This is a genomic window from Rhizomicrobium sp. (assembly GCA_037200385.1).
Taxonomy (GTDB): domain Bacteria; phylum Pseudomonadota; class Alphaproteobacteria; order Micropepsales; family Micropepsaceae; genus Rhizomicrobium.
Genome location: JBBCGL010000001.1, coordinates 1,687,976 through 1,714,731, shown reverse-complemented (window position 1 = coordinate 1,714,731; position 26,756 = coordinate 1,687,976). Strand labels below are relative to the sequence as shown.

The 26,756-nt window shown below is 67.4% G+C and carries 25 protein-coding genes; 17 read left to right on the top strand and 8 right to left on the bottom strand.

Annotated features, from left to right (window positions below):
- Positions 1-136 precede the first annotated feature (136 nt).
- A complete protein-coding gene (gene ald, locus WDM91_08010) occupies positions 137-1,255 on the top strand; it encodes an alanine dehydrogenase (GenBank protein ID MEI9994523.1) in 1,119 nt (372 codons plus the stop codon).
- Here the strand turns inward: ald and WDM91_08005 are convergent.
- From WDM91_08005 to WDM91_07995, 3 genes are all read right to left on the bottom strand, one after another.
- Positions 1,224-3,230, bottom strand: coding sequence for an acyltransferase family protein (locus WDM91_08005; protein MEI9994522.1), 2,007 nt, complete (start codon positions 3,228-3,230; stop codon positions 1,224-1,226). The genes ald and WDM91_08005 overlap by 32 nt on opposite strands.
- A gap of 67 nt (positions 3,231-3,297) precedes the next feature.
- The gene (locus WDM91_08000; protein ID MEI9994521.1) at positions 3,298-3,681 is read right to left on the bottom strand and encodes a lysozyme inhibitor LprI family protein; all 384 of its coding nucleotides are present in this window, start codon (positions 3,679-3,681) and stop codon (positions 3,298-3,300) included.
- A complete protein-coding gene (locus tag WDM91_07995) occupies positions 3,678-4,442 on the bottom strand; it encodes an SDR family oxidoreductase (GenBank protein ID MEI9994520.1) in 765 nt (254 codons plus the stop codon). Before WDM91_07995 ends, WDM91_08000 begins: the two co-directional genes overlap by 4 nt.
- A gap of 100 nt (positions 4,443-4,542) precedes the next feature.
- Between WDM91_07995 and WDM91_07990 the strand changes: the two genes are divergently transcribed.
- The 3 genes from WDM91_07990 to WDM91_07980 all read left to right on the top strand — a co-directional run bounded on the left by WDM91_07990 (position 4,543) and on the right by WDM91_07980 (position 6,522).
- The gene (locus WDM91_07990; protein MEI9994519.1) at positions 4,543-5,178 is read left to right on the top strand and encodes an OmpA family protein; all 636 of its coding nucleotides are present in this window, start codon (positions 4,543-4,545) and stop codon (positions 5,176-5,178) included.
- A gap of 89 nt (positions 5,179-5,267) precedes the next feature.
- Positions 5,268-5,975, top strand: coding sequence for a hypothetical protein (locus tag WDM91_07985; GenBank protein ID MEI9994518.1), 708 nt, complete (start codon positions 5,268-5,270; stop codon positions 5,973-5,975).
- 76 nt (positions 5,976-6,051) lie between these two features.
- On the top strand, positions 6,052-6,522 hold the full coding sequence (locus tag WDM91_07980) for an OmpA family protein (protein ID MEI9994517.1): 471 nt from the start codon (positions 6,052-6,054) through the stop codon (positions 6,520-6,522).
- A gap of 36 nt (positions 6,523-6,558) precedes the next feature.
- Here the strand turns inward: WDM91_07980 and WDM91_07975 are convergent, their stop codons facing one another.
- Positions 6,559-7,041, bottom strand: coding sequence for a glutathione peroxidase (locus WDM91_07975; GenBank protein MEI9994516.1), 483 nt, complete (start codon positions 7,039-7,041; stop codon positions 6,559-6,561).
- A 55-nt stretch (positions 7,042-7,096) separates the two neighbouring features.
- Positions 7,097-7,720: a LysE family translocator gene (locus tag WDM91_07970; protein MEI9994515.1), complete on the bottom strand. Its 624-nt coding sequence runs from the start codon at positions 7,718-7,720 to the stop codon at positions 7,097-7,099.
- Between the two features lie 111 nt (positions 7,721-7,831).
- Here WDM91_07970 and WDM91_07965 point away from each other — a divergent pair, with 111 nt between their 5' ends.
- The 12 genes from WDM91_07965 to WDM91_07910 all read left to right on the top strand — a co-directional run bounded on the left by WDM91_07965 (position 7,832) and on the right by WDM91_07910 (position 23,116).
- On the top strand, positions 7,832-9,073 hold the full coding sequence (locus WDM91_07965) for an EAL domain-containing protein (GenBank protein ID MEI9994514.1): 1,242 nt from the start codon (positions 7,832-7,834) through the stop codon (positions 9,071-9,073).
- Positions 9,074-9,137: 64 nt separating this feature from the next.
- Positions 9,138-9,983, top strand: a complete 846-nt coding sequence (locus tag WDM91_07960) for a TIGR01459 family HAD-type hydrolase (GenBank protein MEI9994513.1) — start codon at positions 9,138-9,140, stop codon at positions 9,981-9,983.
- A gap of 25 nt (positions 9,984-10,008) precedes the next feature.
- Positions 10,009-10,431 carry a MaoC family dehydratase gene (locus WDM91_07955; protein MEI9994512.1) on the top strand — a complete coding sequence of 141 codons (423 nt, stop codon included), beginning with the start codon at positions 10,009-10,011 and terminating at the stop codon, positions 10,429-10,431.
- A complete protein-coding gene (locus WDM91_07950) occupies positions 10,431-11,378 on the top strand; it encodes a bifunctional riboflavin kinase/FAD synthetase (GenBank protein ID MEI9994511.1) in 948 nt (315 codons plus the stop codon). Before WDM91_07955 ends, WDM91_07950 begins: the two co-directional genes overlap by 1 nt.
- Positions 11,379-11,700: 322 nt before the next feature.
- Positions 11,701-14,595, top strand: a complete 2,895-nt coding sequence (ileS, locus tag WDM91_07945; protein MEI9994510.1) for an isoleucine--tRNA ligase — start codon at positions 11,701-11,703, stop codon at positions 14,593-14,595.
- A gap of 174 nt (positions 14,596-14,769) precedes the next feature.
- A complete protein-coding gene (gene lspA, locus WDM91_07940; GenBank protein MEI9994509.1) occupies positions 14,770-15,288 on the top strand; it encodes a signal peptidase II in 519 nt (172 codons plus the stop codon).
- Positions 15,289-15,291: 3 nt separating this feature from the next.
- Positions 15,292-15,897, top strand: a complete 606-nt coding sequence (locus tag WDM91_07935; GenBank protein MEI9994508.1) for a DUF3035 domain-containing protein — start codon at positions 15,292-15,294, stop codon at positions 15,895-15,897.
- A 46-nt stretch (positions 15,898-15,943) separates the two neighbouring features.
- The gene (locus tag WDM91_07930; protein ID MEI9994507.1) at positions 15,944-17,287 is read left to right on the top strand and encodes a pitrilysin family protein; all 1,344 of its coding nucleotides are present in this window, start codon (positions 15,944-15,946) and stop codon (positions 17,285-17,287) included.
- Complete coding sequence (locus tag WDM91_07925) at positions 17,284-18,624, top strand: pitrilysin family protein (protein ID MEI9994506.1); 1,341 nt, start codon at positions 17,284-17,286, stop codon at positions 18,622-18,624. The genes WDM91_07930 and WDM91_07925 overlap by 4 nt, the downstream gene beginning before the upstream one ends.
- A gap of 91 nt (positions 18,625-18,715) precedes the next feature.
- A complete protein-coding gene (locus tag WDM91_07920; GenBank protein ID MEI9994505.1) occupies positions 18,716-19,996 on the top strand; it encodes a hypothetical protein in 1,281 nt (426 codons plus the stop codon).
- Between the two features lie 108 nt (positions 19,997-20,104).
- Positions 20,105-21,886: a DNA mismatch repair endonuclease MutL gene (gene mutL / locus WDM91_07915; protein MEI9994504.1), complete on the top strand. Its 1,782-nt coding sequence runs from the start codon at positions 20,105-20,107 to the stop codon at positions 21,884-21,886.
- Positions 21,887-22,006: 120 nt separating this feature from the next.
- Positions 22,007-23,116 (top strand): pentapeptide repeat-containing protein, encoded by a 1,110-nt coding sequence (locus WDM91_07910; GenBank protein MEI9994503.1) that lies wholly within the window; start codon positions 22,007-22,009, stop codon positions 23,114-23,116.
- A 4-nt stretch (positions 23,117-23,120) separates the two neighbouring features.
- Here the strand turns inward: WDM91_07910 and WDM91_07905 are convergent, their stop codons facing one another.
- Positions 23,121-23,762, bottom strand: a complete 642-nt coding sequence (locus WDM91_07905; protein MEI9994502.1) for a GNAT family N-acetyltransferase — start codon at positions 23,760-23,762, stop codon at positions 23,121-23,123.
- Between the two features lie 214 nt (positions 23,763-23,976).
- On the opposite strand from WDM91_07905, the gene WDM91_07900 reads away from it, so the two are divergent.
- Positions 23,977-25,167 carry an MFS transporter gene (locus tag WDM91_07900; protein MEI9994501.1) on the top strand — a complete coding sequence of 397 codons (1,191 nt, stop codon included), beginning with the start codon at positions 23,977-23,979 and terminating at the stop codon, positions 25,165-25,167.
- Here WDM91_07900 and rsmD read toward each other — a convergent pair.
- Together rsmD and WDM91_07890 are read right to left on the bottom strand one after the other, a co-directional pair.
- Positions 25,140-25,673, bottom strand: a complete 534-nt coding sequence (gene rsmD, locus WDM91_07895) for a 16S rRNA (guanine(966)-N(2))-methyltransferase RsmD (protein MEI9994500.1) — start codon at positions 25,671-25,673, stop codon at positions 25,140-25,142. The genes WDM91_07900 and rsmD overlap by 28 nt on opposite strands.
- Before the next feature lie 36 nt (positions 25,674-25,709).
- Entirely contained in the window at positions 25,710-26,711 is a 1,002-nt protein-coding gene (locus tag WDM91_07890; GenBank protein MEI9994499.1) for an NADP-dependent oxidoreductase, read from the bottom strand.
- Positions 26,712-26,756: the final 45 nt, after the last annotated feature.

Here is a 26,756-nt window from a genome sequence, read left to right as displayed (position 1 = left end):
GTCCGCGTTCTGTGGCTCTCGCGGGCGCTGTTCTGAAACTTTCGATCCCCTGCGACCATGCATCGCGCAACGTCCTTCGATTGAATGTGGAGAGGTCCGCGCGTAGTTTCGGCTCCGCTTGCGAAAGGATTCCGCCATGCGCGTCGGCGTGCCGAAGGAAATCAAGAACCACGAATATCGCGTCGGCATGACGCCCTCGGCGGTCCGCGAACTGACCTCGCGCGGGCACCAGGTGTTTATCGAGACCCATGCCGGCGACGGCATCGGCCTGCATGACGAGATGTACGTCCGCGCCGGCGCCCAGATCCTTGCGACGGCGGACGAGGTCTTCGCCACCGCCGACATGGTCGTGAAGGTGAAGGAGCCGCAGCCGGTCGAGATCGCGCGGCTGCGTCCCGGCCAGGTTCTGTTCACCTATCTGCATCTCGCGCCCGATCCCGAGCAGACACAGGGACTGCTCAAGAGCGGCGCGATCTGCATCGCCTATGAGACGGTGACCGACGCGCGCGGCGGCCTGCCGCTGCTCGCGCCGATGAGCGAAGTCGCGGGCCGCATGTCGATTCAGGCCGGCGCCCACTGCCTCGAGATCGCGCAGGGCGGCCGCGGCCAGCTGCTGGGCGGCGTGCCGGGCGTTCCGGCGGCGAAGGTCGTGGTGCTGGGCGGCGGCGTCGTCGGCACCAATGCGGCGCGGATGGCGATGGGGCTGGAGGCGCATGTCATCATCCTCGACGTCTCTCTGGGCCGCCTGAAGGAGCTGGACGAGCAGTTCGGCTCGCGCATGCACACGCTGTTCTCCACCATCGACGCGATCGAGGAGCAGGTGATCAGCGCCGATCTCGTCATCGGCGGCGTCCTGCTGCCCGGCGCCGCGGCGCCCAAGCTGATCACGGCCAAGATGGTCAGCCAGATGAAGAAGGGCTCGGTGATCGTCGACGTCGCGATCGACCAGGGCGGCTGCGCCGAGACCAGCCATGCGACGACGCATGCCGATCCGACCTATGTGGTTGACGGGGTGGTGCATTACTGCGTCGCCAATATGCCGGGCGCGGTGGCGCGGACCTCGACCTTCGCGCTCAACAACGCGACGCTGCCCTTCACGATCGCGCTGGCCGAGCGCGGCGCGGACGGCGCGATGAAGGCGAACAAGCACCTGCTGGCCGGCCTCAACGTCTACAAGAACACGTTGACCTACAAGGCGGTGGCGGACGCGCAGGGCCTGCCGTTCAAGGCGGCGGAGAGCGTGCTGGGCGCGTGACGGGGCCTGCCAGATAGCGCATCAGCGGCTCGAACGCCGCTATCGCATAGGCGGCGCCCTCGATGTTGAGATGATGGGTGTCGCGGTATAGCGGAAGCCCGCCACGCGCGACACGGCATCGCTGCGCGTCGCACAAGAGCGCCGCCGGATCGAGGAAGCGGATCCGATAGCGCCGCGCCAGTGCGGCGAAGCTTGCATTTGCGACCTCTCCGCTCGCATCGAATTCGGCCCGCGTGGCGCCGAGCGCCAGCGTGGGCGGCGGGATGCCGTTGGGATCGTCGAGGCCGAGGATGCGGGCCTTCGCCAGGGTCCGCGTGACACTAACCCTGGCCTCGGGAACATCCCGCGCGATGTACAGCGTGCCGCCCGTGTCCCGCACCAGGCGGGCCATCCGGCCCAATCCGTCGTCCAATTGCGCCAGCCATTGCCGGCCGCGCGGATCGCCCGCGAGGGCCGCCTGCCTGGCCAGCGCGGCGGTGCTCCAGCGTTGCGCGATGATCACGGCCTTGGGCTTGAGGGCGACGATGAGCTTGCGGATCTCGGCGTTGCGCGCAGCGCATGCTTCGTCCGCCGGCTCGGCGGCGGCGAAGACGAACGCGCGGCAGGCTTCCGCGCTGAACATGTAGCCCGATACGCCGAAGCGGCGCGCCAGCGCGTCCAGCGCTTCGAAATACATGTCGGCGTGGGAATCACCCGAGATGACGAAGCTCGGCGGCGCCAGCGGACTGCCGAGCTTGCAGAGCCTGCCGTCGGCGACGGACCGCGCCGACTGCCCGTCGCAGGGATTGTGCACGCGCACCTCGTCCCGGACGATCCGCCGGGTGAGCGGATCGAAACGCTCCGGTGCGCCTTTCAGGGCGACGACGCCCACGGCGAACAGCGCCAGGACGAGGCTGGCGCCGGCCGCGGCGAGAAACACGGCCGGGCGCGACGGGAGCACGGCGCGAGCGCGGAACGGCCGCTCGACATAACGCCAGGACAGGAATGCGACCGGAACGCTCGCCAGCGCCAATGCGATCTTCGCCGCGGGTTTGTAGCCGTCGTCCAGGATGTAATACGTCCCGAAGGCGATGAACGGCCAGTGCCACAGATAAAGCGAATAGGAGGCGAGCCCGAGCAGGACGAGGGGCCGCGCGCCTAGGACGCGCGCGACGCGCGATCCCGGCGCGCTGGTTCCGTCGATGACGAGCGCGGCGCCCGCGCAGGCGAGCAGGACTTCGACCCAAGGGAAAAACGGCGTGGCGTGCGCGCGCGGCACTGCGCCGGCAATCAGGGCGATACCCAGCACCGCCAGCGCGTCGCCCACCCCCCGCGACCGCGGTAGCGGAAGACCGCCCGACGCCAGGAAGGCGCCCAGCAGGAACTCCGCTGCGCGCAGCACAGGCGAGAAAAAGGCGGCATAGGGCAGGCGGTCCACGACGGCGAGACCGACGAACACGGCGAGGCCGCCGCTCACGGCGATGAAGGCCGCCGCGCCGCGCCGGCCGAAGCGCGCGGCGACCAGGACGAGAAGCGGCGGGAGGACGAGGTAGAGCTGCTCCTCCACCGCCAACGACCAGGTGTTCAGCAGCGGCGCATATTGCGGATCGATCCCGAAATAGCCGAACGACCGCCAGAAATAGAGATTGGAGGAGAACGTGACGGTCGACAGCAGGCTCTTGCCGAATACGACCAGGTCTTCCGGCAGCAGCAGCAGCGAGACCGCGGATGCAAGCGCCAGCATCGTCAGCAGCGCCGGCATGATCCTGCGCACCCGCCGCTCGTAGAAAGCCGCGAAAGAGAAGCTCCCCGACTCGGTCTCTCGCAGCACGATGCCGGCGATGAGGTATCCGGATATGACGAAGAAGACGTCCACGCCGGCAAAGCCGCCGCCGAACAGCGGCACGCCGGCGTGGAAGAAAAGCACCATCAGGACCGCGATGGCCCTCAATCCGTCGATCTCGGGACGGCGGCGTGCGATCGGTGACGAGGTCATCGGTGCCCGGATTCGTCTCGCGGAGATTTCCCGGATCGATCGCCCGCGGCGGCCGGCGCGGGCCTCGTCATCGCACCTCTTTCAGCAGCTGCTCCAACTGGCGGGTGCGCGCATCGGTCAACGCCGTGACGCAGCCGGCATAGACCATCGGGTAGATCGTGCCGCCCTCGTTCTGCGCCGATTCGAGCCGACACTCCTGGTCGCGGAATTGAATCCAGGCGCGTTGCGCGTCGCGCAGCTTGAGCCGGCCGCCATCGTCCAGCGCGGCACGCAGCGTCTTGTAGACCGCGTTCAGCTTTCCATCGGATTTGTAATAGTCCTTGTCGGCGCAGATGTTCATGTCGAACTGCGTGATCGCGTGGGCGCAATCGACATAGTCGTCGGCGGCGTGGGCGGGAACGGCGGGCGACACGCAGCAGGCGAGCGCGGCCGCGAGCAATGCGCGTCTCATGCCAGCGTGCCGCCGTCGATCACGATGCTCTGGCCGGTCATCCACGCGCCCGCCTTGGAGGCGAGGAACACGGCGGCGCCCGCGATGTCGTCCGGCTCGCCGAGGCGGCGCAGCGGAAATCCCGAACTGGCGCGCTTCTCGCCTTCCGGCGTGTCCCACAGCGCCTTGGCGAAATCGGTCTTTACCAGGCCCGGCGCGATGCAGTTGACGCGGATGTTGTTCGGGCCGTTCTCCACTGCGAGGTTGCGTGCAAGCTGCAGGTCGGCGGCCTTGGAGATGCAATAGGTCCCGATCACCGACGAGCCGCGATAGCCGCCGATCGACGAAACGATGATGATCGCGCCGTCCTTCTTCTCGATCATGTCGGGCAGCACCATCTGGGCCAGCCAGTGGTTGGACTTGATGTTGGCGCCGAGGATCTTGTCGAAAGCGTCGTCGGCGATTTTCGACATCGGGCCATAGGCCGGATTGAGGGCTGCATTGCACACCAGGACGTCGATCTTGCCAAGCTGCCTGTGGGTCTCGTCGACCAGCAATTGCAGCTGTTCCTTGTAATTGATGTTGCAGGCGATCGGCACGGCGACGTTCGCGCCGCGCGCCGCGTTGATGTCGTTGGCGACCTTCTCGCAGGCATCCGCCTTGCGGCTGGAGATCACCACCCTTGCGCCGTGCTCGGCCATGCGATGCGCGATGGCTTCGCCGATGCCCTTTGTCGAACCGGTGATCAGCGCGACTTTTCCCGTCAGATCGAACAGCGTCATTTTTTCTTCCCCGTGCGTTTTGGAAATGGCGATAGCCTTCTTTAGCAGGGGGCCGCGGTCTGGCCAAATATCCGCCACCTTTGCGAGGCGAAGTCCGCCGATGAAAATCCCCGCCTCCCGTTTCCTCATTTCCGCGCTCGCCGTTGCGCTTTGTGGGTGCGGCGGCCCGCGGCCGATCCTGGAAGCGCCCCTGCCGCTGCCGGCGCGCGCCCGTCCCGCACCGTCAAAGCTGCCGCCGCTACGCAATGCCGCGCGGATTCCGGCAAAGCCGTTGCCGCCGCCGCCCGTGGTCACGCCGCTCACCGTCGCGCGCGTCGGCAGCTATATGGATGAGCTCGAGGGCGAGCTGCGCCGCCATGTCCATGGCGGGGCGATCGCGCGGCAGGGCGACAACATCACGCTCGTCATTCCCAATAGCATTTTATTCCCGGACGATGGCGGCGTCGCGGGCGACAATGTGCTCGGGCCGCTGGCCGCGATCTTGCGCAACCATCCCCATATCCGCATCGCGGTGAACGGCTACACGGACACGCCGGGCACGGCGCAGCAGAATCTCGCCGTGTCGCAGAAGCGGGCGCAACTGGTCGCGGATGCCTTGGCGCGCCGGGGTGCCGCGGCGGGCCGCATCACGGCGACTGGGTTCGGCGAGACCCATTTGCGGGTCGCGACCGGCGACGACCGCAAGGAGCCGCGCAACCGCCGCATCGAGATCGCGCTGCGGCCGGCGCCGGGATGACGCAGCGGTACGCCGTAAACCTGCCGCCGCCTTGCGCCGGGGCGCGATATCGTGTGCATTGGCGCGAAAATCCGAACCGGGGAAACGCCATGACATTCCGTATGCTGACGATGACCGCCTTCCTCGCCCTTACCGCGACGGGCGCGGCCGCCGCTCCGGCCGCGCCGCCGCCGCTGCTGGTGCGCGGCACCATCACGGGCGTCGATGCCAAGTCGATCACCATCGCGAAGGCGGACGGCACGTCCGTCACCGCCACGCTCGCGCCGACGACCTTCTTCGCCGCGGTCGAGCCGCGCCGTTTCGAGCAGATCAAGGCGACCGATTTCGTCGGCGTCACATCGGTGCCGGGTCCGAACGACACGCTGAAGGCGGAGGAGATCCATATCCTGCCGATCCATGTCGGCGAAGGCTCTTATCCCTGGGATCATCATCCCGATGGCGCCAAGACGGCCGGCAGCATGACCAACGGCACCGTCGCGGTCGTGCATGCCGGGCCGACGACCGCCGGCAGCATGACCAACGGCACGGTGACGACCTCGAACGGCTGGTCGCTGAAGGTGACCTATCACGGCTCGGCGGTGGTGAACGGCAAATGCGTCGGCCTCGCCGCGATGGGCGGCACCAGTCCCTGCACCGGCGTGGCCAGCGTCACGGTCACGCCCGCGACGCCGATCGTCGCGATCGTGCCGGCAAAACCGGCCGATGCGAAGGCCGGGCTCGCGGTGTTCGCGAATATCTCGAACGGCGCCGCGGCGTCCGTGGTGCTGGAGAAGAACGGCATCAAGCCGCAAATGTAGGGAACCGCCGCCACCATTCGGCCGCAGATTCGTTTCCGACGCGAGCGGGGAGTTCCCTCCAGCGAAGGATTTGAACATGTCGCGTATGATGTTGGCTGTAGCCGCGTCCGCTCTGCTGCTTTCCGGTTGTGCGGACCATTACGACTACAATGCGTACCCGGACGGTCAGGCGCCCTGGCGCATGACCCAGAGCGGGAACGAGATCGACTACGAATTGCTGGATCAGGTCCTGTTCCGCAACGATTCGGCGGATCTTTCGGAGCATGCCGAGCGGGTGATCGGCGCGCTCGCAAACGAGGCGCGGCGCCATAAGGGCGCGGCGATCGTGGTGGACGGCTATACCGACACCACCGGCACGCCCGAGCACAACCTCGATCTCAGCCGCGCGCGGGCCCAAAGCGTCGCCGATGCGCTGGTGCGCGAGGGCGTCAACGACCGGCGGATCGAGACGCACGGCTTCGGCGAGACGCATCTTGCCGTGCCGACCGGCGACGAGGTCAGCGAGCCGCGCAACCGCCGCGTGGTGATCCGCCTGATTCCCGCCTGAGCCGATGCGAGCCTTCCTCCCGGCGCGGGAGGAAGGCTACTTCGCCAAGGCCTCGTCGATGGCCGCGTTCATCGCGGCGTCGTCGGGCGCGGTGCGCGAGCCGAACACGCCGGCGATCGTGCCGTCCCTGTTGATAAGGTATTTGTGGAAGTTCCATTTGGGCGCGGCGTCCTCGCCGAGCTCGCCGGCGAGCCATTTGTAGAGCGGGTGCGCCCCGGCGCCGATCACGTCTTCCTTCGCCGTCATGGGAAAATCGACGCCGAACCGGGTTTCGCAGAACGTCTTGATCTCGCCTTCCGTCCCCGGCTCCTGCGCGCCGAAATTGTTCGCCGGAACGCCCAGCACGACGAGACCCTTGTCCTTCTTGGATTTCCACAGCGCCTCGAGGCCCTCATATTGCGGCGTCAGCCCGCATTGGCTGGCGACATTCACCACCAGCACCGCCTTGCCCTTGAAGCCGGCCATCGGCAGATCGCCGCCGCCGATGCCCTTGAATGTGAAATCATGCGCCGTGGTCATGGCGGCTCTCCTCGATTGACCGCCGAGTGTACCGCCGGATCGCCAAGCGAGCCAGCTAGCGCCTCTGCGAAAACAATCCCACGCCGAACGCGATGAGCACGCTGCCCGTTACGCCATCGAGCGCGCGGGTTACGCTGCTCTTCTGGATCCAGCCCGCCATCGGCCGCATCAGCGTCGTCAGCAGCCAGAACCACAGCAGGCCCTCCGCATCGTGGATGAGCGTCAGCAACAGGCTGAAACCGACGACGTTCGCGCCGGGCGGAATGAACAGCGGCAGGATGGTGATATAGAACGCGCCAGCCTTCGGATTCAGGATATTGCAGAGAAAACCGCGCAGCAGCCACGATCCGGTCCCGCTCGTGTCCGCGGCCGCAGTCGCTTCGGATTTGCGCCATGCCGCCAGCACCAGGCGTGCGCCCAGCCACATCATGTAAAGGGCGCCCGCGATCCGCAGCGCGTCATAGGCGAGCTGCGAAATCGCCAGCAAGGCGCCCAGCCCCAACGATGCCGCGGTGCCCCAGGCCAGGCAGCCGAGGCCGATGCCGGCCGCGACCTGCATGCCGCGGCCCCGGCCTTCCACCGCCGCGGTCCGGAGCACCAGTGCGGTATCGAGTCCCGGCGTCACGGTCAGAAGACCGGCGGCCAGCGCAAAGGCGGCAATCGCCTGGAGATGGGTCATCTTTACCCTTTGTTAAGGCCATGAGCCTGACAGAGCGGCGCGATTTTTGGTTAAGCAATTTGAAATGACAGCCATGCAAATTTTGCCCAGCGAACATTTCGGACCCCTGCCATGACGCGTGCCCTGATCGTCGTGACCTATCTGATGGCCTGCGCCACCGTCGCGACCGCGATGTTCATGGTCGCGGGGATTCCGATCGGCCTTTTGACCGGCGTCGTGCTGGCGCTGGCCTGCACCCAGATCCATGCCGCGTTCGGCCGCCGCCACGACAAGCGGATCGCCGATCGCGAGATCGCCGGCCTCAAGCGCGTGAGCTTCCAGTTCGAGCAGGCGCTGAACGACACTCGCAGCAAGATGGACGGCATGTCCCAGGCGATCGAGGCGAAGACGTCCGCTCAGAACCGGAAGATCGTCGCCGAGCTCCAGGTGCTGGAAACCTTGATGCGCGAATTCGCCAGCAAGGTCTCCGGCAGCGCCAAGAAGGAGCCGCTGGCGGCCGCTTCCGCGCCTGCGCCGCGCCAGGGGACGGTCGGCGCCTATATGAACACGCTGGGCGATTCCGGCATGCTCGAGACCATCCGCGCCTCGCTGGAGCAGAATCGCGTCGACCTCTATCTCCAGCCGATCGTGAGCTTGCCGCAGCGCAAGCTGCGCTTCTACGAGGCGCTGTCGCGGCTGCGTTCGGAGGACGGCAAGGTCATCATGCCCGAGCAGTACATCAAGGTCGCGGCCCCCGCCGGCCTGATGTCGGTGGTCGACAACCTGCTGCTGTTCCGCTGCGTCCAGATCGTGCGCCGCCTGACCCAGAAGCACCGCGACATCGGCGTGTTCTGCAACATCTCCGGCGACACGCTGACCGATGCGGAGTTCTTCCCGCAATTCCTGGAATACATGCATCACAATCGCGATCTCGCGAGCCAGATCGTGTTCGAGTTCAGCCAGGACGCGGTGCTCAAATCCGGCGCCCAGGGCGAATCCAACCTCGCCTATCTCGCGAGCCTCGGCTTCGCGCTGTCGATGGACCATGTGGGCTCGCTGGCGCTCGATTTCGCGAAGCTCAAGAAGATCGGCTTCCGCCACATCAAGGTCCGGGCCCACACGCTGACCGACGGCATGAGCGGGGCAGGCGCCGCCGTCGCCGCCGAGGACCTCAAGAAACTGCTCGAGCGCAACGGCCTCAACCTCATCGCCGAGCGCGTCGAGGACGAGCGGACGGTGGTCCAGCTCCTCGATTACGGCGTCGATTTCGCGCAGGGCTATCTGTTCGGCGAGCCGCGCGCGGTGCGCGAGGAATCGCTCAAGGCGATGGACAAGGACAACGCCACGGTCGTGCCCTTGCGCAAGGCCGGCTGACGACTCCGCCCGAATCCAACACGCCCCATTGACCGCGCGGCGCCGGACATGCGACCGCTAGCACATGACGGACGAGCCCTTGCTGTTGCAGCACTTTTCGGACATCGCGCAGGACTATGACGCCCTGATCTGCGACGTCTGGGGCGTGCTGCACAACGGCGTGGCGGCCTTCGCGCCGGCCTGCGCCGCGCTCAAGGCGTTCCGCGAAACCCGCGGCCGCGTCATCCTGCTCTCCAATGCGCCGCGCCCGGCCAGCGATATCGAGAGCCAGTTCGAGCGCTTCGGCGTGCCGCTCGATTGCTACGACACCATCGTCACCTCGGGGGGCGCCGCGCGCGAGGATCTCGCCAGGCGCGCCGCCCGCGGCGGCGTCGCCATGCTGCATCTGGGACCCGCGCGCGATCACGGCGTGTTCGACGGCCTCGGGGTCGACCTCGTCGACCTCGCCCAGGCGGAGATCGTCCTCTGCACGGGCCCCTACAATGACGACGTCGAAGGGCCCGACGACTACAAGGCGATGCTGGCCGACCTGAAGGCGCGGGACCTCGCCATGCTCTGCGCCAATCCCGACCTCGTGGTCCAGCGCGGCGGCAAGCTGGTCTATTGCGCGGGGTCGCTGGCGAAGGCCTATGAGGCGATCGGCGGGAAGGTCGTTTACTATGGCAAACCGCACGGTCCGATCTACGACCATGTCCGCGCCGTGGCCGGCGGGGCGCGGCGGATGCTGTGCATCGGCGACGGCCTGAAGACCGACGTGAAGGGCGCCAACGCCGCCGGCTTCGACGCGCTGTTCATCGCGGACGGCATCCATGGCGAGGACGTCCGGGAGTTCACGCCGGCTCATATGGCCGAACTCTTCGCCAAGGAGGGCGTGCATGCCCGCGCGGCGATGCGGGCGCTTGTCTGGTAGGCGTGGGCTCCGTTAGAACGGAGCCATGACCTATTATATCGACGACCTGAAGCCCGGCATGTCCGAAAGCTTCACCAAGACGGTGACCGAACGCGACATCGAACTGTTCGGCGAGGTCTCGGGCGACGTGAACCCCGTCCATTTCGACGAAGCGTTCGCCGCCAAGACCATCTTCAAGGGCCGCATCGCGCATGGCGTGCTGTCGGCGTCCTACATCTCCACGGTGCTGGGCATGAAGATGCCGGGCCCCGGCACGATCTTCCTGTCGCTGACGACGCGCTTCAAGGCGCCGGTGCGGATCGGCGACACGGTCACCGCGACCTGCACGGTGCGCGAGGTCGTGGCCGACAAGCGCCGCGTCGTGTTCGACTGCGTCGCCAAGGTGGGCGACACCACGGTGGTCGACGGCGAGGCGATGGTCATGGCGCCGGCGCGTCCGAAAGCCTGATGCGCATCTTCCGCCACTACAAGGATGTGCCCGATGCCTATAAGGGCGCGGTGGTGGCGGTCGGCAATTTCGACGGGGTGCATCTGGGCCACCAGGCGCTGCTCGGTGCGGCGCGCGACATGGCGCGCGAGCGGAGCGCATCGTTCGGCGTCCTCGCCTTCGAGCCGCATCCGCAGGAGTTCTTCCGGCCCTCGCCGGAGTCCTTCCGCCTCACCCCGTTCCATGCCAAGGCGCGGCTGATCGCCGAACTCGGCGCCGACGTCCTCTATGCGCTGCACTTCGACGCCGAGATGGCCGCCAAATCCGCCGAGGATTTCGTGATGGACGTGCTGGTCGACGCGCTCGCCGTCGGTGCCGTCGTGGTGGGGCGCGATTTCCAGTTCGGCAAGGGCCGGGCCGGCGATGCCGCATTGCTGGGCTATATGGGCGAAATGGAGGGCTTCGGCGTCACACTGTTCGATCCCGTCATGGCGCATGGCCACGACAAGATCTCGTCCACCGAAATCCGGGACGCGCTGAAAGCCGGCAAGCCGGAAATCGCGGCGCGCCTGCTCGGCCATCACTGGGGCATCGAGGCCAGGGTCGAGCATGGCGACAAGCGCGGCCGCACCATCGGCTTTCCGACCGCCAATATGCGGCTCGACGATTGCCTGAAGCCGGCCTTCGGCATCTATGCGGTGCGCGCGAAAATCATCGAGGAGGGCTGCGTGGTCGCGGTGCATGACGGCGTCGCCAATTTCGGCATCCGTCCGATGTTCGAGACGGACGTGCCGCTGCTGGAGACCCATCTGTTCGATTTTGCCGGCGATCTCTACGGCAAGCACATGGCGGTCGAGCTGATCGCCTATCTGCGGCCCGAGGCGAAGTTCGACTCGCTGGACGCGCTGGTCGCGCAGATGAACCGCGACAGCGAGACGGCGCGGAAGGCTTTGGCGACCGCGCCATAGTTTCCTTCCCCCGTTGTTACGGGGGAGGTGGCTCATCGCGCAGCGATGAGACGGAGGGGGCCGACGCCGGTGGCCGCCCCCTCCACCACATCGCTGCGCGATGCGGTCCCCCTCCCCCGTAACCACGGGGGAGGAAAGGATGGACGCTCCCCCTCCGGCGCTGTTAGAACCAACCAAACCGATTTAGGCTCGAACGCAAATGCTTGATTTCGCGGGATTTTCGCGAATTCGCCACCCGGCTCTGCGCCGGGGCTGACCCCTCACGCGCGGAGGCCGGGTTCGAAACCTCGCCAACCACTTTCCGCGAAAGCCTTTAGAGACAATGGCCAAGACCGACACACCGAGCGACGCGCACGACTATCGTGCCACCCTGTTCCTGCCTTCGACCGACTTTCCGATGAAGGCCGGCCTGCCCGAAGCCGAGCCCAGATGGCTCGCGCGCTGGGAGGCTATGGACCTCTACGGCCGCATCCGCAAACAGGCGAAGGGCCGTCCGCTCTTCGTGCTGCATGACGGCCCGCCCTACGCCAATGGCGAGATCCATTCGGGCACCGGCCTCAACAAGGTGCTCAAGGACATCGTGGTGCGCAGCCGCGGCTTCCTCGGCTTCGACGCGCCCTACATCCCGGGCTGGGATTGCCACGGCCTGCCGATCGAATGGAAGATCGAGGAGAAATACCGCAAGGAAGGCAAGTCCAAGGACGACGTGCCGATCGACCAGCTGCGCAAGGATTGCCGCGACTTCGCCAATCACTGGATCGACGTCCAGCGCGCGCAGTTCAAGCGCCTGGGCTGCATGGGCCAGTGGGACAAGCCCTATACGACGATGGATTATCGCGCCGAGGCGACCATCGCACGCGAGCTGCACAAATTCGTCGACAACAAGCTGCTCTATCGCGGCTTCCGCCCCGTGATGTGGTCGCCGGTCGAGAAGACCGCCCTCGCCGAGGCCGAGGTCGAGTATCACGAGAAGACCAGCCCGACGATCTATGTGAAGTTTCCCATCGTGAAAGGCTCGGACTCGCTCAAGGACACGAGCATCGTCATCTGGACGACCACGCCTTGGACCATCCCCGGCAACCGCGCCATCGCCTTCGCCCCGACGCTCGACTACGGCGTCTATGAGGTAGTGGTAGCGGAAGAGGGCGCGCTCGCCTCCGTCGGCGAGAAGATCGCGCTGGCCGATGCGCTGGCCGACCAGACCGCGCGGCATTCCAAGATCACTCTTAAGCGGCTGCACGCCGCCGATCCGAAGGACGCGGTCGCGGCGCATCCGTTCCGCGGCAAGGGCTACGAGTTCGACGTTCCGGTCTTGCCCGGCGATCACGTCACCGCCGACACCGGCACCGGCTTCGTCCACACCGCGCCCGGCCATGGCGAGGAAGACTTCGTCCTGATGATGGACACCTATCCGGGCTATGCCGCAAGCAATCCGGATGCCTTCAACGTCGTGAAGGAAGACGGCTCCTTCAACGCCCATGTCCCGATCTTCGCGGGCAAGTTCATCCTGTCGCGCGACGGCAAGAAGGAGGGCGATGCGAATGGCGCGGTGATCAAGGAATTGATCGATGCCGGCGCGCTGCTCGCCAAGGGCACGCTGCGCCATTCCTATCCGCATTCCTGGCGCTCCAAGGCGCCGGTGATCTTCCGCGCCACGCCGCAATGGTTCGCGGCGATGGACAAGGAGATCCCCGGCGGCGGCACGCTGCGCGAGCGCGCCATGACCGCCATCGGCGACACCAAATGGTATCCGCCCTCGGGCCAGAACCGCATCGCGGGCATGGTCAAGGACCGCCCCGACTGGGTGCTGTCGCGCCAGCGCGCCTGGGGCGTGCCGCTCGCGATCTTCGTGGAGAAGGCGTCCGGCGAGATCCTCAACGATCCGGCCGTCAACCAGCGCATCGGCGATGCGTTCGAGGTCGAGGGTGCCGACGCCTGGTTCAAGGCCGACTCCGCTGCCCGCTTCCTCGGCAACGAACGCGATCCGTCCGATTACGAGCAGGTGAAGGACATCCTGGACGTGTGGTTCGACTCCGGCTCGACCCATGTCTTCACGGTGGAGCAGCCGCTGGAGCCCGAGTGGCCGCAGAAGGACCACGCCGACCTTTATCTGGAAGGCTCCGACCAGCATCGCGGCTGGTTCCAGTCCTCGCTGCTCGAAAGCTGCGCCACCCGCGGCCGCGCGCCCTATGACGAGGTGCTGACCGCCGGCTTCGTGCTCGACCGCGAGGGCGACAAGATGTCGAAATCGGTCGGCAACGTCATCCTGCCGCAGACCATCGCCGACAAGAACGGCGCCGACATCTTCCGCCTCTGGGTGGCGTCGTCCGACTTCACCCAGGACCTGCGGATGGGCAACGACATCATCCAGTCCAACACCGACGCCTATCGCCGGCTGCGCAACACCATCCGCTTCATGCTCGCGAACCTCGAAGGGTTCGACGCGAAGGAGCGCATCGGCGTGGACGAGATGCCGGAGCTCGAGCGCTTCATCCTCGCCAAGCTGGCCGAGATCGACGCGGTGGTGCGCGAGAGCTATCGCACCTACGACTTCAACCGCGCTTACAACACGGTGTTCAGCTTCTGTACCAACGAGCTGTCGGCCTTCTATTTCGACATCCGCAAGGACGCGCTCTATTGCGATGCGAAGTCGTCGGCGCGCCGTCGCGCCTCGCGCACGGTGACCGATGAGGTGTTCCGGCGGGTCGCGACCTGGCTGGCGCCGATCTTGTGCTTCACCATGGAAGAAGCCTGGCTGCTGCGCTTCCCAGGTGCCGACGACAGCGTCCACTTGCAGACCTTTCCGGAGACGCCGGCGACCTGGCAGGACGATGCCCTGATCCAGAAATGGGATCGCATTCGCACCCTGCGCCGTGTGGTCACCGGCGCGCTGGAGATCAAGCGCCGCGACAAGGTGATCGGCGCCAGCCTCGAAGCGCGGCCGGTGCTCTATGTGAGCGAGCCGAAGGACGCCGCGCTGTTCGACGGCCTCGACCTCGGCGAGATCGCGATCACCTCGCGCGCCAGGGTCTCGACGCATGAGGCACCCGTCGACGCCTTCCGCCTGCCGGAGATCGCTGGCGTCGCGGCGGAATTCCATCATGCCGAGGGCGACAAATGCGCCCGCTGCTGGATGATCCTGGAGGAAGTCGGGACGCATCCGGCGCATCCGGATCTCTGCAACCGCTGCAGCGAGGCGGTGGATGCGGCCGGCTGACATCGCTCCGAAATCTCCTCCCCCGCTGTTGCGGGGGAGGGGGACCATCCGCCGAAGCTTTAGCGTAGGCGGATGGTGGAGGGGGGCAGCCGCCTGCGCCGGCCCCTTCCGTCTTGGCGCTGCCGCGCCAAGCCACCTCCCCCGTTACAACGGGGGAGGAAAGTGACGTTGCGCATGACACCGCGCGACTGGGGGCTTGCGGCGGCGGCAGGGGCGCTCTTCCTCGACCAGGCGAGCAAGCTCGCCATCCTTTATGGGCTCGGCTTCAAGGCGGCGGAGGACTATGTCTCCATCCCCATATTGCCGTTCTTTAATCTGACCATGGTCCGCAACCATGGCGTCAGCTACGGCCTGTTCCCGGCCCATAGCAGCTGGGGCGTCGCCCTCCTCGTTTTTCTCTCGTTTCTGGCGGTAATCGGGCTTGGCTGGTGGCTATGGAACGCACCGCGCCGGGCGTTGACGGTCGGGCTGGGGCTCGTGATCGGCGGGGCGATCGGGAACAATCTGGTCGACCGGCTGATCTATGGCTGGGTGGCCGATTTTTTTGACTTTCACGGCTTCGGCTATCACTGGTATGTGTTCAACGTGGCCGACGCCGCCATTACTTTCGGCGTCATCGCGCTGCTGTATGATGCGCTGATGCGGCCGGAGAGCGGCCCGGAGCCGGAAAAACGTAGATCTGTTCAGGAGTAGTCGATGGTTTCGCGCAAAGTCCTTGGCATCGCGCTTCTCGCCGGCGCCGCCGTCACGCTGGCCGGCTGCGACACGCTGCGCAATGCCGCGGGGCAGGGCAAGGATTCGCCGGACGAGTTCGCGGTCGTCACCAAGGCGCCGCTGGTCATCCCGCCCGACTTCAACCTGAAGCCGCCGGCGCCGGGCACGGCGCCCGCCAACCAGGTCGAGCCGACCCAGGCGGCGCAGAACGCCCTGTTCAACGCCGATCCGGCCACCGTCGCGGCTTCGCTGCCGCCCAGCATGAGCATGGGCGAGCGCTATCTGCTTGCTTCGGCCGGCGTGCAGAACGCCGACCCGACGATCCGCCGCCAGATCGCCGCCGACGGCGCCGGCATGCGGGGCTCCGACGACGATTTCACCAAGAACGTGCTGTTCTGGAACGGCCCGACGCCGGCGCCGGGCTCGACGCCGGTCGATGCCGACGCCGAGGCGCGCCGGGTCGATGCCGCCCGCAATGGCGGCGCGGCCAACGCGCCGGCCGCCGCCACGGCAACGCCGGCACCACCGCCCGCTCCGCCGCCGGCCAAGAGCGACGACGGCTGGCTCAGCGGTCTGTGGCCGTTCTGATCACTTGCTCCTTCATGTGATGCATCCGTCTTCGACGACCTCCCCCTTGTGGGGAGGCGATTTCCGGCGATGCTGCGCCGTCCTATGTGCCGTCGCGTTTTTCGCCCTTGCGCCCGCGCGGGCCGCCGATCCCGTCGTTTCGCAGTTCACGCTCGCCAACGGCATGGAGGTCGTGGTCATTCCCGACCACCGCGCCCCGGTCGCCACCCAGATGATCTGGTACCGCGTCGGCGGGATGGACGATCCGCCGGGCCGCTCCGGTCTCGCGCATTTCTTCGAACACATGATGTTCCGCGGCACCAAGGCGGAGCCGAACGGCGCCTTCAGCCGCGACCTTGCCCGCAATGGCGGCGACGACAACGCCTTCACCACCGAAGACTACACCGCGTTCTACGAGCAGATCGCGCGCGACCGCCTCAAGCTCGCCATGACGCTCGAGGCCGACCGCATGGCGCATCTCGACCTCTCGGACGCCGCCGTGCGCACCGAGCGGGACGTGGTGCTGGAAGAGCGCCGCATGCGTATCGAGAACAGTCCGGCCGCGCTGGCCGGCGAGCAGGTCGACGCCGCGCTGTATCTCTCCCATCCCTATGGCCGCCCGGTGATCGGCTGGCCGCAGGAGGTGCAGCGCCTCGATCGTGCCGCGGCGCAGAGCTTCTACGACCATCACTATGCGCCCAACAACGCGATCCTGGTGATCGCGGGCGACGTCACGCCGGACGAGGTGAAGGCCGACGCGGCGTCGACCCTCGCGCGCGTTCCCGCCCGTCCGCTGGAGCCGCGCACCGTGTTCGCCGAGCCGCAGCGGCTGGGCGAGACGCGCCTCGCGATCTCGCGCCCCGATGCGACGGTGCCGAGCTTCACGCGCGCCTATCGGGTCCCGAGCTATTCCACCGCCCGGTCCGGCCAGGCCGAGGCGCTCGACGTGCTCGCGGCGCTTCTGGGCGGCGACGCCAACGGATTGCTCTACCGCAAGCTCGTGGTCGAGCAGAAGCTCGCCACCGATGCTGGCGCAAGCTATGACGGCGACGCGCGCAATTCCGGCTCTTTCTCGGTCTATGCCGTGCCGCGGTCCGGTGTCGCGCTCGCCGTCGTGGAACGCGCGGTCGACGCGCTGATCGCACAACTCGCGCACCGGGCGGCCGCAGCGCCGGACCTGGCACGCACCAAGACCCAGCTCGTCGCCGGCGAGGTCTTCCGCCGCGACAACCAGCTGTCGCTCGCGACCGAATACGGCCAGGCACTGGTCGTCGGCCAGAACGTCGCGGAGGTGCAGAGCTGGCCGCGCCGCATCGAAGCCGTCAGCGCCGCGGCCGTGCGCGATGCGGCGGCGCAAGCCCTGCAACGCCGCGAATCCGTGACGCTCTACCTGACACCGGGGCCGGCGTGAGAAAGCTCGTCGCCGCGCTCTGTTTCACGGCGATGTGCGCCGTGCCCGCCTTCGCATCGCCGCCGCGCATCCTTGAGATCGGGGCGAACGAGCAGGTCTGGTTCGAGGAAGACCACACCGTGCCGATGGTGGCGCTCAGCATCTCGCTGCCCGCCGGCTCGGGCTACGACCCGGCCGGCAAAGCCGGCCTCGCCGCGCTCGCCGCCTATATGTTCAATGAGGGCGCCGGCCCGCTGCGCTCCGAGGACTATCAGCGCGCGCTCGCCGACCGCGGCATCCAGCTTTCGATCGCGCCCGACCGCGATTACCTCGTCCTTTCGCTCACCATGCTATCCTCGCAAAGCAAGGAGGCCTTCCGGCTCTTCGCGCTCGCGCTCCAGCATCCGCGCTTCGATGCCGACGCCGTCGCGCGCGTCCGCGTGCAGATGCTGCAGAGCCTGCGCCAGGACGCCTCCGATCCCGCCGCCGTGGCGGGCGACCGATTCTACAAAGTCTATTTCGGCACGCATCCCTACGCCCACGCCGTCGGCGGCGACGAACCGGGCCTTGAGCATATCGGCGTGGCGGACCTCAAAGCCTTCGCGCGCGACCACTGGGTCAAGGGCGGCGCAAAGATCGCGGTCTCGGGAGACGTCGATCCGGCGACGCTGACCACACTGCTCAAGTCGACGTTCGATGCGCTGCCGGCCGCGGTGCCTGCGCCGCCGCCGCCCGTGCTGCACGCCGGGGCGCCGGGCGAGAGCGTCGTCGCGATGGCCGTGCCGCAGCCGACCGCGGTCTTCGGCCTTCCGGGTCTCTCCCGCGCCGATCCCGACTATCTTGCGGCCTACGTCGCCAATCACATTGTGGGCGGCGGTGGATTCTCTTCGCGCCTGACGGACGAGGTGCGCGAGAAGCGCGGCCTGACCTATGGAATCTCGACGGGTTTGAGCGATTTCCATGGCGGCGGCCTGGTGGTCGGCCAGGTCGCGACCCGCAACGACGCGATGGATGCTTCGCTGGCCGTCGTCCGGCATGTTCTCGCCGACTACGCCGCGCACGGCCCGACCCAGGCCGAGCTCGACGACGCCAAGACCTATCTGACCGGCTCCTATCCGCTGGCCTTCGCATCCAATGCTGGAATCGCCTCGCAGCTCAACAGCTTCCAGCGGGCCGGTCTGCCGCTCGACTATGTGGCGCGGCGCAACGGCCTGATCCGGGCGCTGACGCTGGCCGATGTGAAGCGCGCCGCGGCTCGCCTGTTCGATCCCGCCCGCCTCACGGTCGTTGTCGGCGGCAGCATCGCGGTCGCGTCGACCGGTCACAAGCCGGCCAGGAAACCCGCCTCGCGCGGGTGAGTTGTTGCTTCGGCCCGTCCCTTGCGGGAGGGTCGCTCCGCCCGATTTTCGCCCCTCCCAGCGGGAGGGTAGGAACACAAAGGACACGCCCATGGCTCTTCCCTTCAGCATCTCCCTCGACCTGGCGCTGGGCGGACCCGGCGCGGTCCCGCGTCCCGCGTTCGACGCCGCGCTCCAGGAGGCCGGCACGGCGCTCGCCTGGCTCAGGGACCAGAAGAAAGCACACGCCCTCGAACTCCTCGACATCGTCGAGCGGACCGACGACATCGACGCCGCGAAGGCCGTCGCCGACGAATGGAGCAAGGACACGTCCGACGTCGCCGTGCTCGGCATCGGCGGCTCGAGCCTCGGCGGCCAGGCCTTGAAGGCGATCGCCAAGGCCGGCCACACGCCGCGCGTCACCTTCCACGACAATCCCGATCCCTGGAGCTGGGCCGAGGCCATCGCAGGCTTCGACCTCAAGACAACGCGCTTCATCGTGATCAGCAAGTCCGGCGGCACCGCCGAGACGCTGTTCCAGGCGCTTACCGCGGCCGAAGCCATCGAGAAGGCGGGCGGCGGCAAATGGCTCAAGCAGCATTTCGTGGCGATCACCGAGCCGAAGAAGAGCGCGCTGGCCGATTTCGCCGACAGCATCGGTGCGCCGAAGCTCGATCATCCGCTCGGGATCGGCGGGCGCTATTCGGTGCTCAGCATGGTCGGCATCCTGCCCGCGCTGCTGATGGGCCTCGATGTCCACGCCCTGCGTGCCGGTGCGAAGGCGGCGCGCGACGCGGTGCTCGATGCGCCCTCGGCCGAGCAGGCGAGTTCTGCCGCCGGTGCCGCGCTGCATCACGCCCTCGCACGCGAGGGCAAGCTGCACCACACCGTGCTGTGGAACTATGCCGACCGCCTGGGCACGTTCAGCGGCTGGTGGCGCCAGCTCTGGGCCGAGAGCCTGGGCAAGGATGGCAAGGGTTCGACGCCGGTCGGCGCGGTCGGTCCGGTGGACCAGCACAGCCAGCTCCAGCTCTTCCGCGATGGGCCGAACGATGCGCTCTACACGCTGGTCGTGCCCGACACCAAAGGCGAAGGCCTCGTCGCGCCGCCCGCGCGCGCCCGCGCGCTGGGCCTCGACTATCTGGCCGGCAAGCATATGGGCGACCTGGTTGCCGCAGAGGCGCGCGCCACGGCGCAGACCTTGTCGAAGAACGGCCGTCCGGTGCGGCAGATCCGCGTGCCGAAGATCGACGAAGAAGCGGTCGGCGCGCTGATGATGCATTTCATGCTGGAGACCATCCTGATGGGCCGCCTGATGGGCGTCGATCCCTTCGACCAGCCCGGGGTGGAAGAGGGCAAGGTGCTGGCAAGGCAGTTCCTCGGCGAAGGATAGAGCCGCGTCGCCGTCTTCCTCCCCCGTAACCACGGGGGAGGAAACGATGAAACCCTTCATCCACAGCGCTTTTGCGGGTGTGCGGCAATGGCCGTGTATAGTCGGCGCATGAAGATTCGCCGCCTGTCCGAGGGAACCGTGAACCGCATCGCCGCCGGCGAAGTGGTCGAACGGCCTGCGAGCGCTGTGAAGGAACTGGTCGAGAACGCGCTCGACGCCGGCGCGCACCGCATCGAGATCACAACCGCCAGCGGCGGCGTCGACCTCATCCTGGTCGAGGATGACGGCGAAGGCATGGAGGCCGACGATCTGCGCCTCGCGGTCGAGCGCCATGCGACCTCCAAGCTGCCGGCCGACGACCTCTCGCATATCGTGACCATGGGCTTTCGCGGCGAGGCGTTGCCCTCCATCGGCGCGGTCGCGCGGCTGACGATCTGCAGCCGCACCGCGCGCGGCGAGGCGCATGAGATCAAGGTCGATGGCGGCATGTTGTCCGGCCCGTCGCCGACGGGTTTCCGGGCCATGGGCCAGCACGGCACGCGGGTGGAGGTGCGCGAGCTGTTCTTCGCCACGCCGGCGCGGCTCAAATTCCTCAAATCGGCGCGCTCCGAGGATCTCGCGACGCTCGATGTGATCAAGCGCCTCGCCATGTCGCGCCCCGATGTGAGCTTTACGCTCGTCATGGACGGCCGCCGCGCCCTCGATCTGCCCGCAGAGACCGATCTGATCGGTCCCCAGCTGAAGCGCCTGTCGAAGATCATGGGCCGCGATTTCGGCGACAACGCCGCGCCGGTGAATGTCAGCCGCGAGGGCGTCGCCATCGCAGGCTTCGCGGGCCTTCCCACCTACAACCGCGCCAACGCTCAGATGCAGTTCCTGTTCGTCAACGGCCGCCCGGTGCGCGACAAGCTTTTGGTCGGCGCGGTGCGCGGCGCCTATGCCGATTTCCTCGCGCGCGACCGCCATCCCGCGCTCGCCCTGTTCCTGCACTGCGATCCGGCTTTCGTCGACGTCAATGTGCATCCCGCCAAGACCGAGGTGCGCTTCCGCGACGCCGGCCTGGTGCGCGGGCTGATCGTTTCGTCGCTCAAGCATGCCCTGGCCGATGCGGGGCATCGCGCCTCGACCACGGTCGCAGGGGCGGCACTCGCGGCGCTGCGGCCGCAGACGGGGACATTCTACCAGCAGGATTACACGCCGCGCCCGGGGACCAACGACCCAGGGCGGAATTTCTATGCGCCGCTGCTGGACGGCAATGCGGCGCCGGCCGCACGCATCGAAGAACCGGCGGCACAACACGCCGCGCAGGAGCTTCCGCTCGGCGTCGCGCGGGCGCAATTGCACGAGACCTATGTGATCGCGCAGACGCCGGACGGCATCGTGATCGTCGACCAGCATGCGGCGCATGAACGGCTGGTCTATGAGCGCATGAAGAAGGGCCTGGAGAGCGGCGGCATCGCGCGCCAGCCGCTGCTCATCCCCGAAGTGGTCGAACTCGATCCCGCCGAGGTCACTCGCGTCGCCGCGCGGGCCGGCGAGCTTGCCGAACTCGGCCTGGTGGTCGAGCCCTTCGGTCCCGACGCGGTGATGGTGCGGGAGATGCCGGCGATGCTCGGCAAGGCCGACATCAAGGGCCTGATCCGCGACCTCGCCGACGATATCGCGGAGACGGGCAATGCGCTCTCGCTCAAGGAACGCCTCGAAGAGGTCGCCGGCACCTTGGCGTGCCATACGAGCGTGCGCGCCGGCCGGCGCCTCAATGCGGAAGAGATGAACGCACTGCTGCGCGAGATGGAAGCGACGCCCCATAGCGGCCAATGCAATCATGGCCGACCGACCTATGTGGAGCTCAAGCTCAGCGATATCGAGCGGTTGTTCGGGCGGCGATAGGGCCGCGGCGGATTTGGGATGTTGTCGGCCGTCGCACCGGCGCAAGCATTTCCTTAAGGCTTGTCTGCGACACTCGCACGATCCGTCCGACGGGCCGGAATCGTGCTGCAGCGGGCGTTCATGCTCAAGAGCCTCTATCAGGATCCGCGGAAGGCGCTGAGCCAGCAGGAGCTCAACGCCGTGCTCCTCGCGCATGAGCGGATGCTGTCCTATCAGCGCGGCGCCGCCAAGGCGGAGCTTGCGCGGACCAAGCTCGACCGCCTCAACCTCGCCAACCGCAATCTCGCCGAAGCGGATTTCTCTTTCGCCTCGCTGGTCGGCGCCGTCGCGTTCGGCACGACGCTCGACCGCGCCAATCTGCATTGCGCCGATCTGCGCGACTGCGACCTCACCTCGGCCAAGCTCGTCAAGGCCGATCTGCGCGGCGCCTCGATCTGCGGCGCCAGGCTCGGCTTCGCGCGACTGGACGGCGCGGATCTGCGCGCCGTCACCGTCGCCTATAAGGGGCCGGGCGCGGCCAAGGAGGGCGAAGAGACCTATCGCGTCGATTTCTCCAACGCGTCGCTCAAGGGCGCGTCCTTCGGCCATGCCCAGCTCGAGGGCGTGAACTTTTCCGGCGCGATCCTGGAAGGCGCCAATTTCAAGAACGCCAGACTGTCCAATGTCACCTTCAAGAACGCCGTCCTGACCGGCGTGAACATCGCCGATCTCGGCGTTCCGCCACAGGCGCTGGAAGGCTGCATCCTGAGCGCCACGGCCGCGGCCATGGCGAGGGCCGGCGCGCTCGTCGCGATGCTCGACGGGCATGTACTCTGCATCGCCAGCGGCGCGGTGCAAGGCGCGCAGGCCGTTCTCGACGGCGAGGACTTGCGGGTCGTGCGCAGCCAGTTCGCCGGCAAGGCGCTGAGCGGCCTGTCGGCGCGGCGCGTGCTGGCGATCGGGATGGATTTTTCCGACTGCCAATTGCAGGGCGCCCGGTTCGAGGGCGCCGATCTGCGGGACTGCGATTTCTCCGGCGCCGACCTGCGCGGGGCCTCCTTCCGCAACGCCCGGCTGGCGCATGCCAAGTTCGAGAAAGCCAATCTCGGCAGCTTGCGTCTGCCCGGCGGCAAGACGCTGGCGCCGGACTTCACCGGTGCCGACGCGGTACGCGGACAGTTCTTCCACGCGATCTTGGAGGATGACATCAAGGCCTTGGGCCTCGGCGCGCCGGCCGCGATTGCGGCCTGACCTGCTATAGATCGAGCGCCAGCCGCCGGATTCCCGGCACGCCCATCGCCGCTTCGAAATCCTTGGCAAGCTTCTCCTCGGCGAAGGTGAAACCGCAGGCGCGATAGACCGCTTCCGCCGGCGCGTTGCCGATGAGGAAGCTGATCTGCACCTGTTTGGGGCCGCGGCCCGTCGCCATGGCGTCGAGCATGTGCTCGATCAGCGTCCGCGCGATGCCCTGGCCGCGGAATTCCGGCAGGGTCGCGACGTTCTCGATGGTCCAGCAATCCTCGTCGCCGCTGGTGGCGCTCATCATGAAGCGGCCGCGCGGCCAGAGCTCGGCCTGCTCGGCCTTGCCGATGCCCATCCGGTCGGACGCTTCCGCCATCGCGTCGCCCGAGACCCTGTAAGGCGCCTCGTCCGGAAAGGCGCAGGCGGCCGCCGCCGGCGCGCCATCGACTTCGGCGATGGTGAAGAAGGAATGGTGCCACCACGATTTCGCCTTGGCGTTCGCCAGCCGGGCGCAGAAGGCGAGGTCGAACTCGACCGGGCGGCGCAGCACGATGTCGAACCAGCCGCGCGGCAGGTGTCCGCGCGCCGCCATGAACATCACCCAGCCGAGGAATTTCGCGTCGGCGGCGGTCGCGGGGCGGAAGTGTGTCGTCATGGATGACACAGTAGCGCATTTTCGCCGCCGTTCCTCCCCCCTGTCGATTGAAGGTGTCGTCGTGACGGTCTAGCGTGACGGGATCAAGGAAGGATCGGTCCAAAAGTGTTGGTCGGACGAACAAGGTAACTCGCTCTTTCGGTGCGCGCCGCGCGCGGCCCGCCGAAGGAAGACGCATGCCTGATTCTCGCCAACACGTTCCTTGGGGACCACCATGGCCTTCTTTCACAATCGCACCATAAATCTGCTCAACCTGCATTACGTCATCGGCACCGTCGCGATCGGCGGCGGCGGGGCGTTCTTTTCCGTCTATCTGCTGAAGGCCGGTCTGGGCGTACCGGCCGTGCTGCTGACCCTCGCGATCGTCTTCGGTTCCCGCCTGGCGATCCGCACCGTCCTGCTTCCGCTCGGGATCCGGATCGGGTTGCGCCGGCTGGTGGTGCTCGGGGCGGTCCTGATGGGCTGCAGCTATCCCTTCCTCGCGGGGGTCCACGGCGTGGGCTGGGGCCTGGTCTGGCTGGTGCTGGTCTCGGCCCTGGCCGACACGGTCTACTGGCCGAGCTATCACGCCTATTTCGCGGCCCTCGGCGATGCCGAGCACCGCGGCCAGCAGCTCGGCATCCGCGAGGCGGTCGCGGCGATGCTCGGCATCGTCAGCCCGCTGGCGGCCGGCTGGCTGCTGGTCGTCTTCGGACCGCAGACCGCTTTCTGGGCGACCGGCGCGGTGCAGGTGCTGTCGGCCATTCCGCTGCTCTGGACGCCGGATATCGCCGTCGCGCGCAGCGCACCCGGCGTGTTCCGCGCCGCGTTGTCCGGCGTCATGTTGTTCGTCGCCGATGGCTGGGTGGCGGCGGGGTATTTCATCGTCTGGCAGGTCGCGCTGTTCGTGACCCTCGGCCAGGACTATCTCGCCTATGGCGGCGCGCTGGCCATCGCGGCCCTGGTCGGGGCGGTCGGCGGCCTTGTGCTCGGCAGGTTGATCGATTCCGGCAAGGGCAGCCGCGCCGTGTGGTATTCGGTCGGCCTGCTGTCGGCCGTCATCGCCTTGCGGGCCAGCGTGGCGCATCATCCGGTGCTCGCGGTCGCGGCCAATGCGCTGGGCGCCCTGGTCTCCTGCCTCTATGTGCCGACGCTGATGACGGCGGTGTACAACCAGGCGAAGCGCTCGCAATGCGTGCTGCGATTCCACATCGCGGCGGAGGGCGGCTGGGATGTCGGCGTGACGAGCGGCCTGTGCCTCGGGGCCGCGATCACCGGGCTCGGCTATCCGATCGCCGACGCCATCCTCATCGCCTTCGTCGGCGCCGCGACGGTGTTCGTCCTGCTGCAGCGCTACTATGCGGCGCATGCGGCAGAGCTCATCGATGCGTCGCAGACTCAGGCCGAGGAAGCGCTGAAGATATGAATCGCAGTCTCGCCATAGTTGCGGGAGTCGACTGAGCGGAAGCCATCGGGCGGGGCGAGCGTCTCGTCACTTGCGGTCTCGATAATGATGAGCGCGTCCGGGGCAAGCCAGCCGCCCGCGGCCAGGCTGGCCAGGGCCCGCTCGCTGAGACCCTTGCGATAAGGCGCGTCGAGGAAGGCAAGGCTGAACGGGCCGCCGGCACCGGCGCCGAGCGGGCCGAGATCGGCGGCATCGCGCCGCCAGATCTTGGTCGTGCCGGTGAGGCCGAGGCCCTCGACATTGCGCCGGATCAGGGCGCGGCTGTCGGCGCTGTCGTCGACGAACAGCGCGAAGCCGGCGCCGCGGCTCAACGCCTCCAGCCCGAGCGCGCCGGTGCCCGCAAACAGGTCGACGACGTTCGCGCCCGCGAGCGTGAAGCCGAAAGCGTTGTGCGCGAGGATGTTGAAGATCGCCTGCCGCACCTTGTCGGAGGTCGGCCGCACCCGGTTGTCCGGCGGCTCGGCCAACGACCGACCGCGCAATGCGCCGCCCGTGATCCGCACTCAGGACTCCTGCGAGACCTGCAGCAGCAGCTTGCCGGTGTTGCCGCCGGTGAACAGCATGCCGAGCGCGTCGAGCGCGTTCTCGATGCCGGGCACGATGGTGGTGTCGTATTTGATCTTGCCTTCCGACACCCAGGGGCCCATCGCGGCGATGAATTCGGCGAAGCGCGGCAGGTAGTCGATGATGATGAAGCCCTCGATCCGCGCCCGCTTCATCAGGACGTTGGTGAGGCTGGGGCCGGGCGGCGGGGTCACGGCATTGTACTGCGAGATCATCCCGCACAGCACGATGCGGGCCTTGAGATTGATCTGCTCCATCACGGCATCAAGGATCTCGCCGCCGGCATTCTCGAAATCGACGTCGATGCCGTTCGGGCATTCGCGGCGCAGCGCGGTACGGAGATCTTCCGTCTTGTAGTTGATGCAGGCATCGAAGCCGAGAACGTCGACCGCGTGGCGGCACTTCTCGTCCGAACCCGCGAGCCCGACGACCCGGCAGCCCTTGAGCTTGGCGATCTGGCCGACGATGGAGCCGACGGCGCCGCAGGCGGCGGAGACGACGACGGTCTCGCCCGGCTTGGGCTGGCCAAGGTCGAGCAGGCCGAAATAGGCGGTGGCGCCGGTGGCGCCGAGCACGCTCATATAGGCGGGCAGGGGGACGGACTTGTCGAGCTTCTGGGCGCCGTCGAGCACGACATATTCCTGCCAGCCGCTGAAGGCGTTGACGACGTCGCCAGGCTGGAAGGCCGGATTGTTCGACTGCTCGACCACGCCGATGGTGCCGCCGCGCATCACCTCGCCCAGCACCACGGGCGGCATGTACTGATCCATGTCGCTCATCCAGATGCGGTTGGTGGGATCGAGCGAGAGATACACGGTGCGCATCAGGAACTGGCCGGGACCGGGGACGGGGATGGGCTGCTCCACCAGTTCGAGATCGCCCGGCTTGATGTCGCCTTCCGGCCGCTTGCGCAGGATCCATTGGCGGTTGCTGTTGCGCATGTTCGTTTCCTCGATGGTGGTTGCGCGGGAGCCTAGCCTTGCGCT

Coding starts and splice junctions, on each gene's coding strand:
- WDM91_07890 (MEI9994499.1), bottom strand. CDS start 26,711: ATGCGCAACAGCAACCGCCAATGGATCCTGCGCAAGCGGCCGGAAGGC.
- WDM91_07955 (MEI9994512.1), top strand. CDS start 10,009: ATGACCTATTATATCGACGACCTGAAGCCCGGCATGTCCGAAAGCTTC.
- ald (MEI9994523.1), top strand. CDS start 137: ATGCGCGTCGGCGTGCCGAAGGAAATCAAGAACCACGAATATCGCGTC.
- WDM91_07920 (MEI9994505.1), top strand. CDS start 18,716: ATGGCTCTTCCCTTCAGCATCTCCCTCGACCTGGCGCTGGGCGGACCC.
- WDM91_07950 (MEI9994511.1), top strand. CDS start 10,431: ATGCGCATCTTCCGCCACTACAAGGATGTGCCCGATGCCTATAAGGGC.
- WDM91_07990 (MEI9994519.1), top strand. CDS start 4,543: ATGAAAATCCCCGCCTCCCGTTTCCTCATTTCCGCGCTCGCCGTTGCG.
- WDM91_07980 (MEI9994517.1), top strand. CDS start 6,052: ATGTCGCGTATGATGTTGGCTGTAGCCGCGTCCGCTCTGCTGCTTTCC.
- WDM91_07985 (MEI9994518.1), top strand. CDS start 5,268: ATGACATTCCGTATGCTGACGATGACCGCCTTCCTCGCCCTTACCGCG.
- WDM91_07970 (MEI9994515.1), bottom strand. CDS start 7,720: ATGACCCATCTCCAGGCGATTGCCGCCTTTGCGCTGGCCGCCGGTCTT.
- lspA (MEI9994509.1), top strand. CDS start 14,770: ATGACACCGCGCGACTGGGGGCTTGCGGCGGCGGCAGGGGCGCTCTTC.
- WDM91_07900 (MEI9994501.1), top strand. CDS start 23,977: ATGGCCTTCTTTCACAATCGCACCATAAATCTGCTCAACCTGCATTAC.
- mutL (MEI9994504.1), top strand. CDS start 20,105: ATGAAGATTCGCCGCCTGTCCGAGGGAACCGTGAACCGCATCGCCGCC.
- WDM91_07910 (MEI9994503.1), top strand. CDS start 22,007: ATGCTCAAGAGCCTCTATCAGGATCCGCGGAAGGCGCTGAGCCAGCAG.
- WDM91_07965 (MEI9994514.1), top strand. CDS start 7,832: ATGACGCGTGCCCTGATCGTCGTGACCTATCTGATGGCCTGCGCCACC.
- WDM91_08000 (MEI9994521.1), bottom strand. CDS start 3,681: ATGAGACGCGCATTGCTCGCGGCCGCGCTCGCCTGCTGCGTGTCGCCC.
- WDM91_08005 (MEI9994522.1), bottom strand. CDS start 3,230: ATGACCTCGTCACCGATCGCACGCCGCCGTCCCGAGATCGACGGATTG.
- WDM91_07935 (MEI9994508.1), top strand. CDS start 15,292: ATGGTTTCGCGCAAAGTCCTTGGCATCGCGCTTCTCGCCGGCGCCGCC.
- WDM91_07995 (MEI9994520.1), bottom strand. CDS start 4,442: ATGACGCTGTTCGATCTGACGGGAAAAGTCGCGCTGATCACCGGTTCG.
- WDM91_07975 (MEI9994516.1), bottom strand. CDS start 7,041: ATGACCACGGCGCATGATTTCACATTCAAGGGCATCGGCGGCGGCGAT.
- WDM91_07905 (MEI9994502.1), bottom strand. CDS start 23,762: ATGACGACACACTTCCGCCCCGCGACCGCCGCCGACGCGAAATTCCTC.
- ileS (MEI9994510.1), top strand. CDS start 11,701: ATGGCCAAGACCGACACACCGAGCGACGCGCACGACTATCGTGCCACC.
- WDM91_07960 (MEI9994513.1), top strand. CDS start 9,138: ATGACGGACGAGCCCTTGCTGTTGCAGCACTTTTCGGACATCGCGCAG.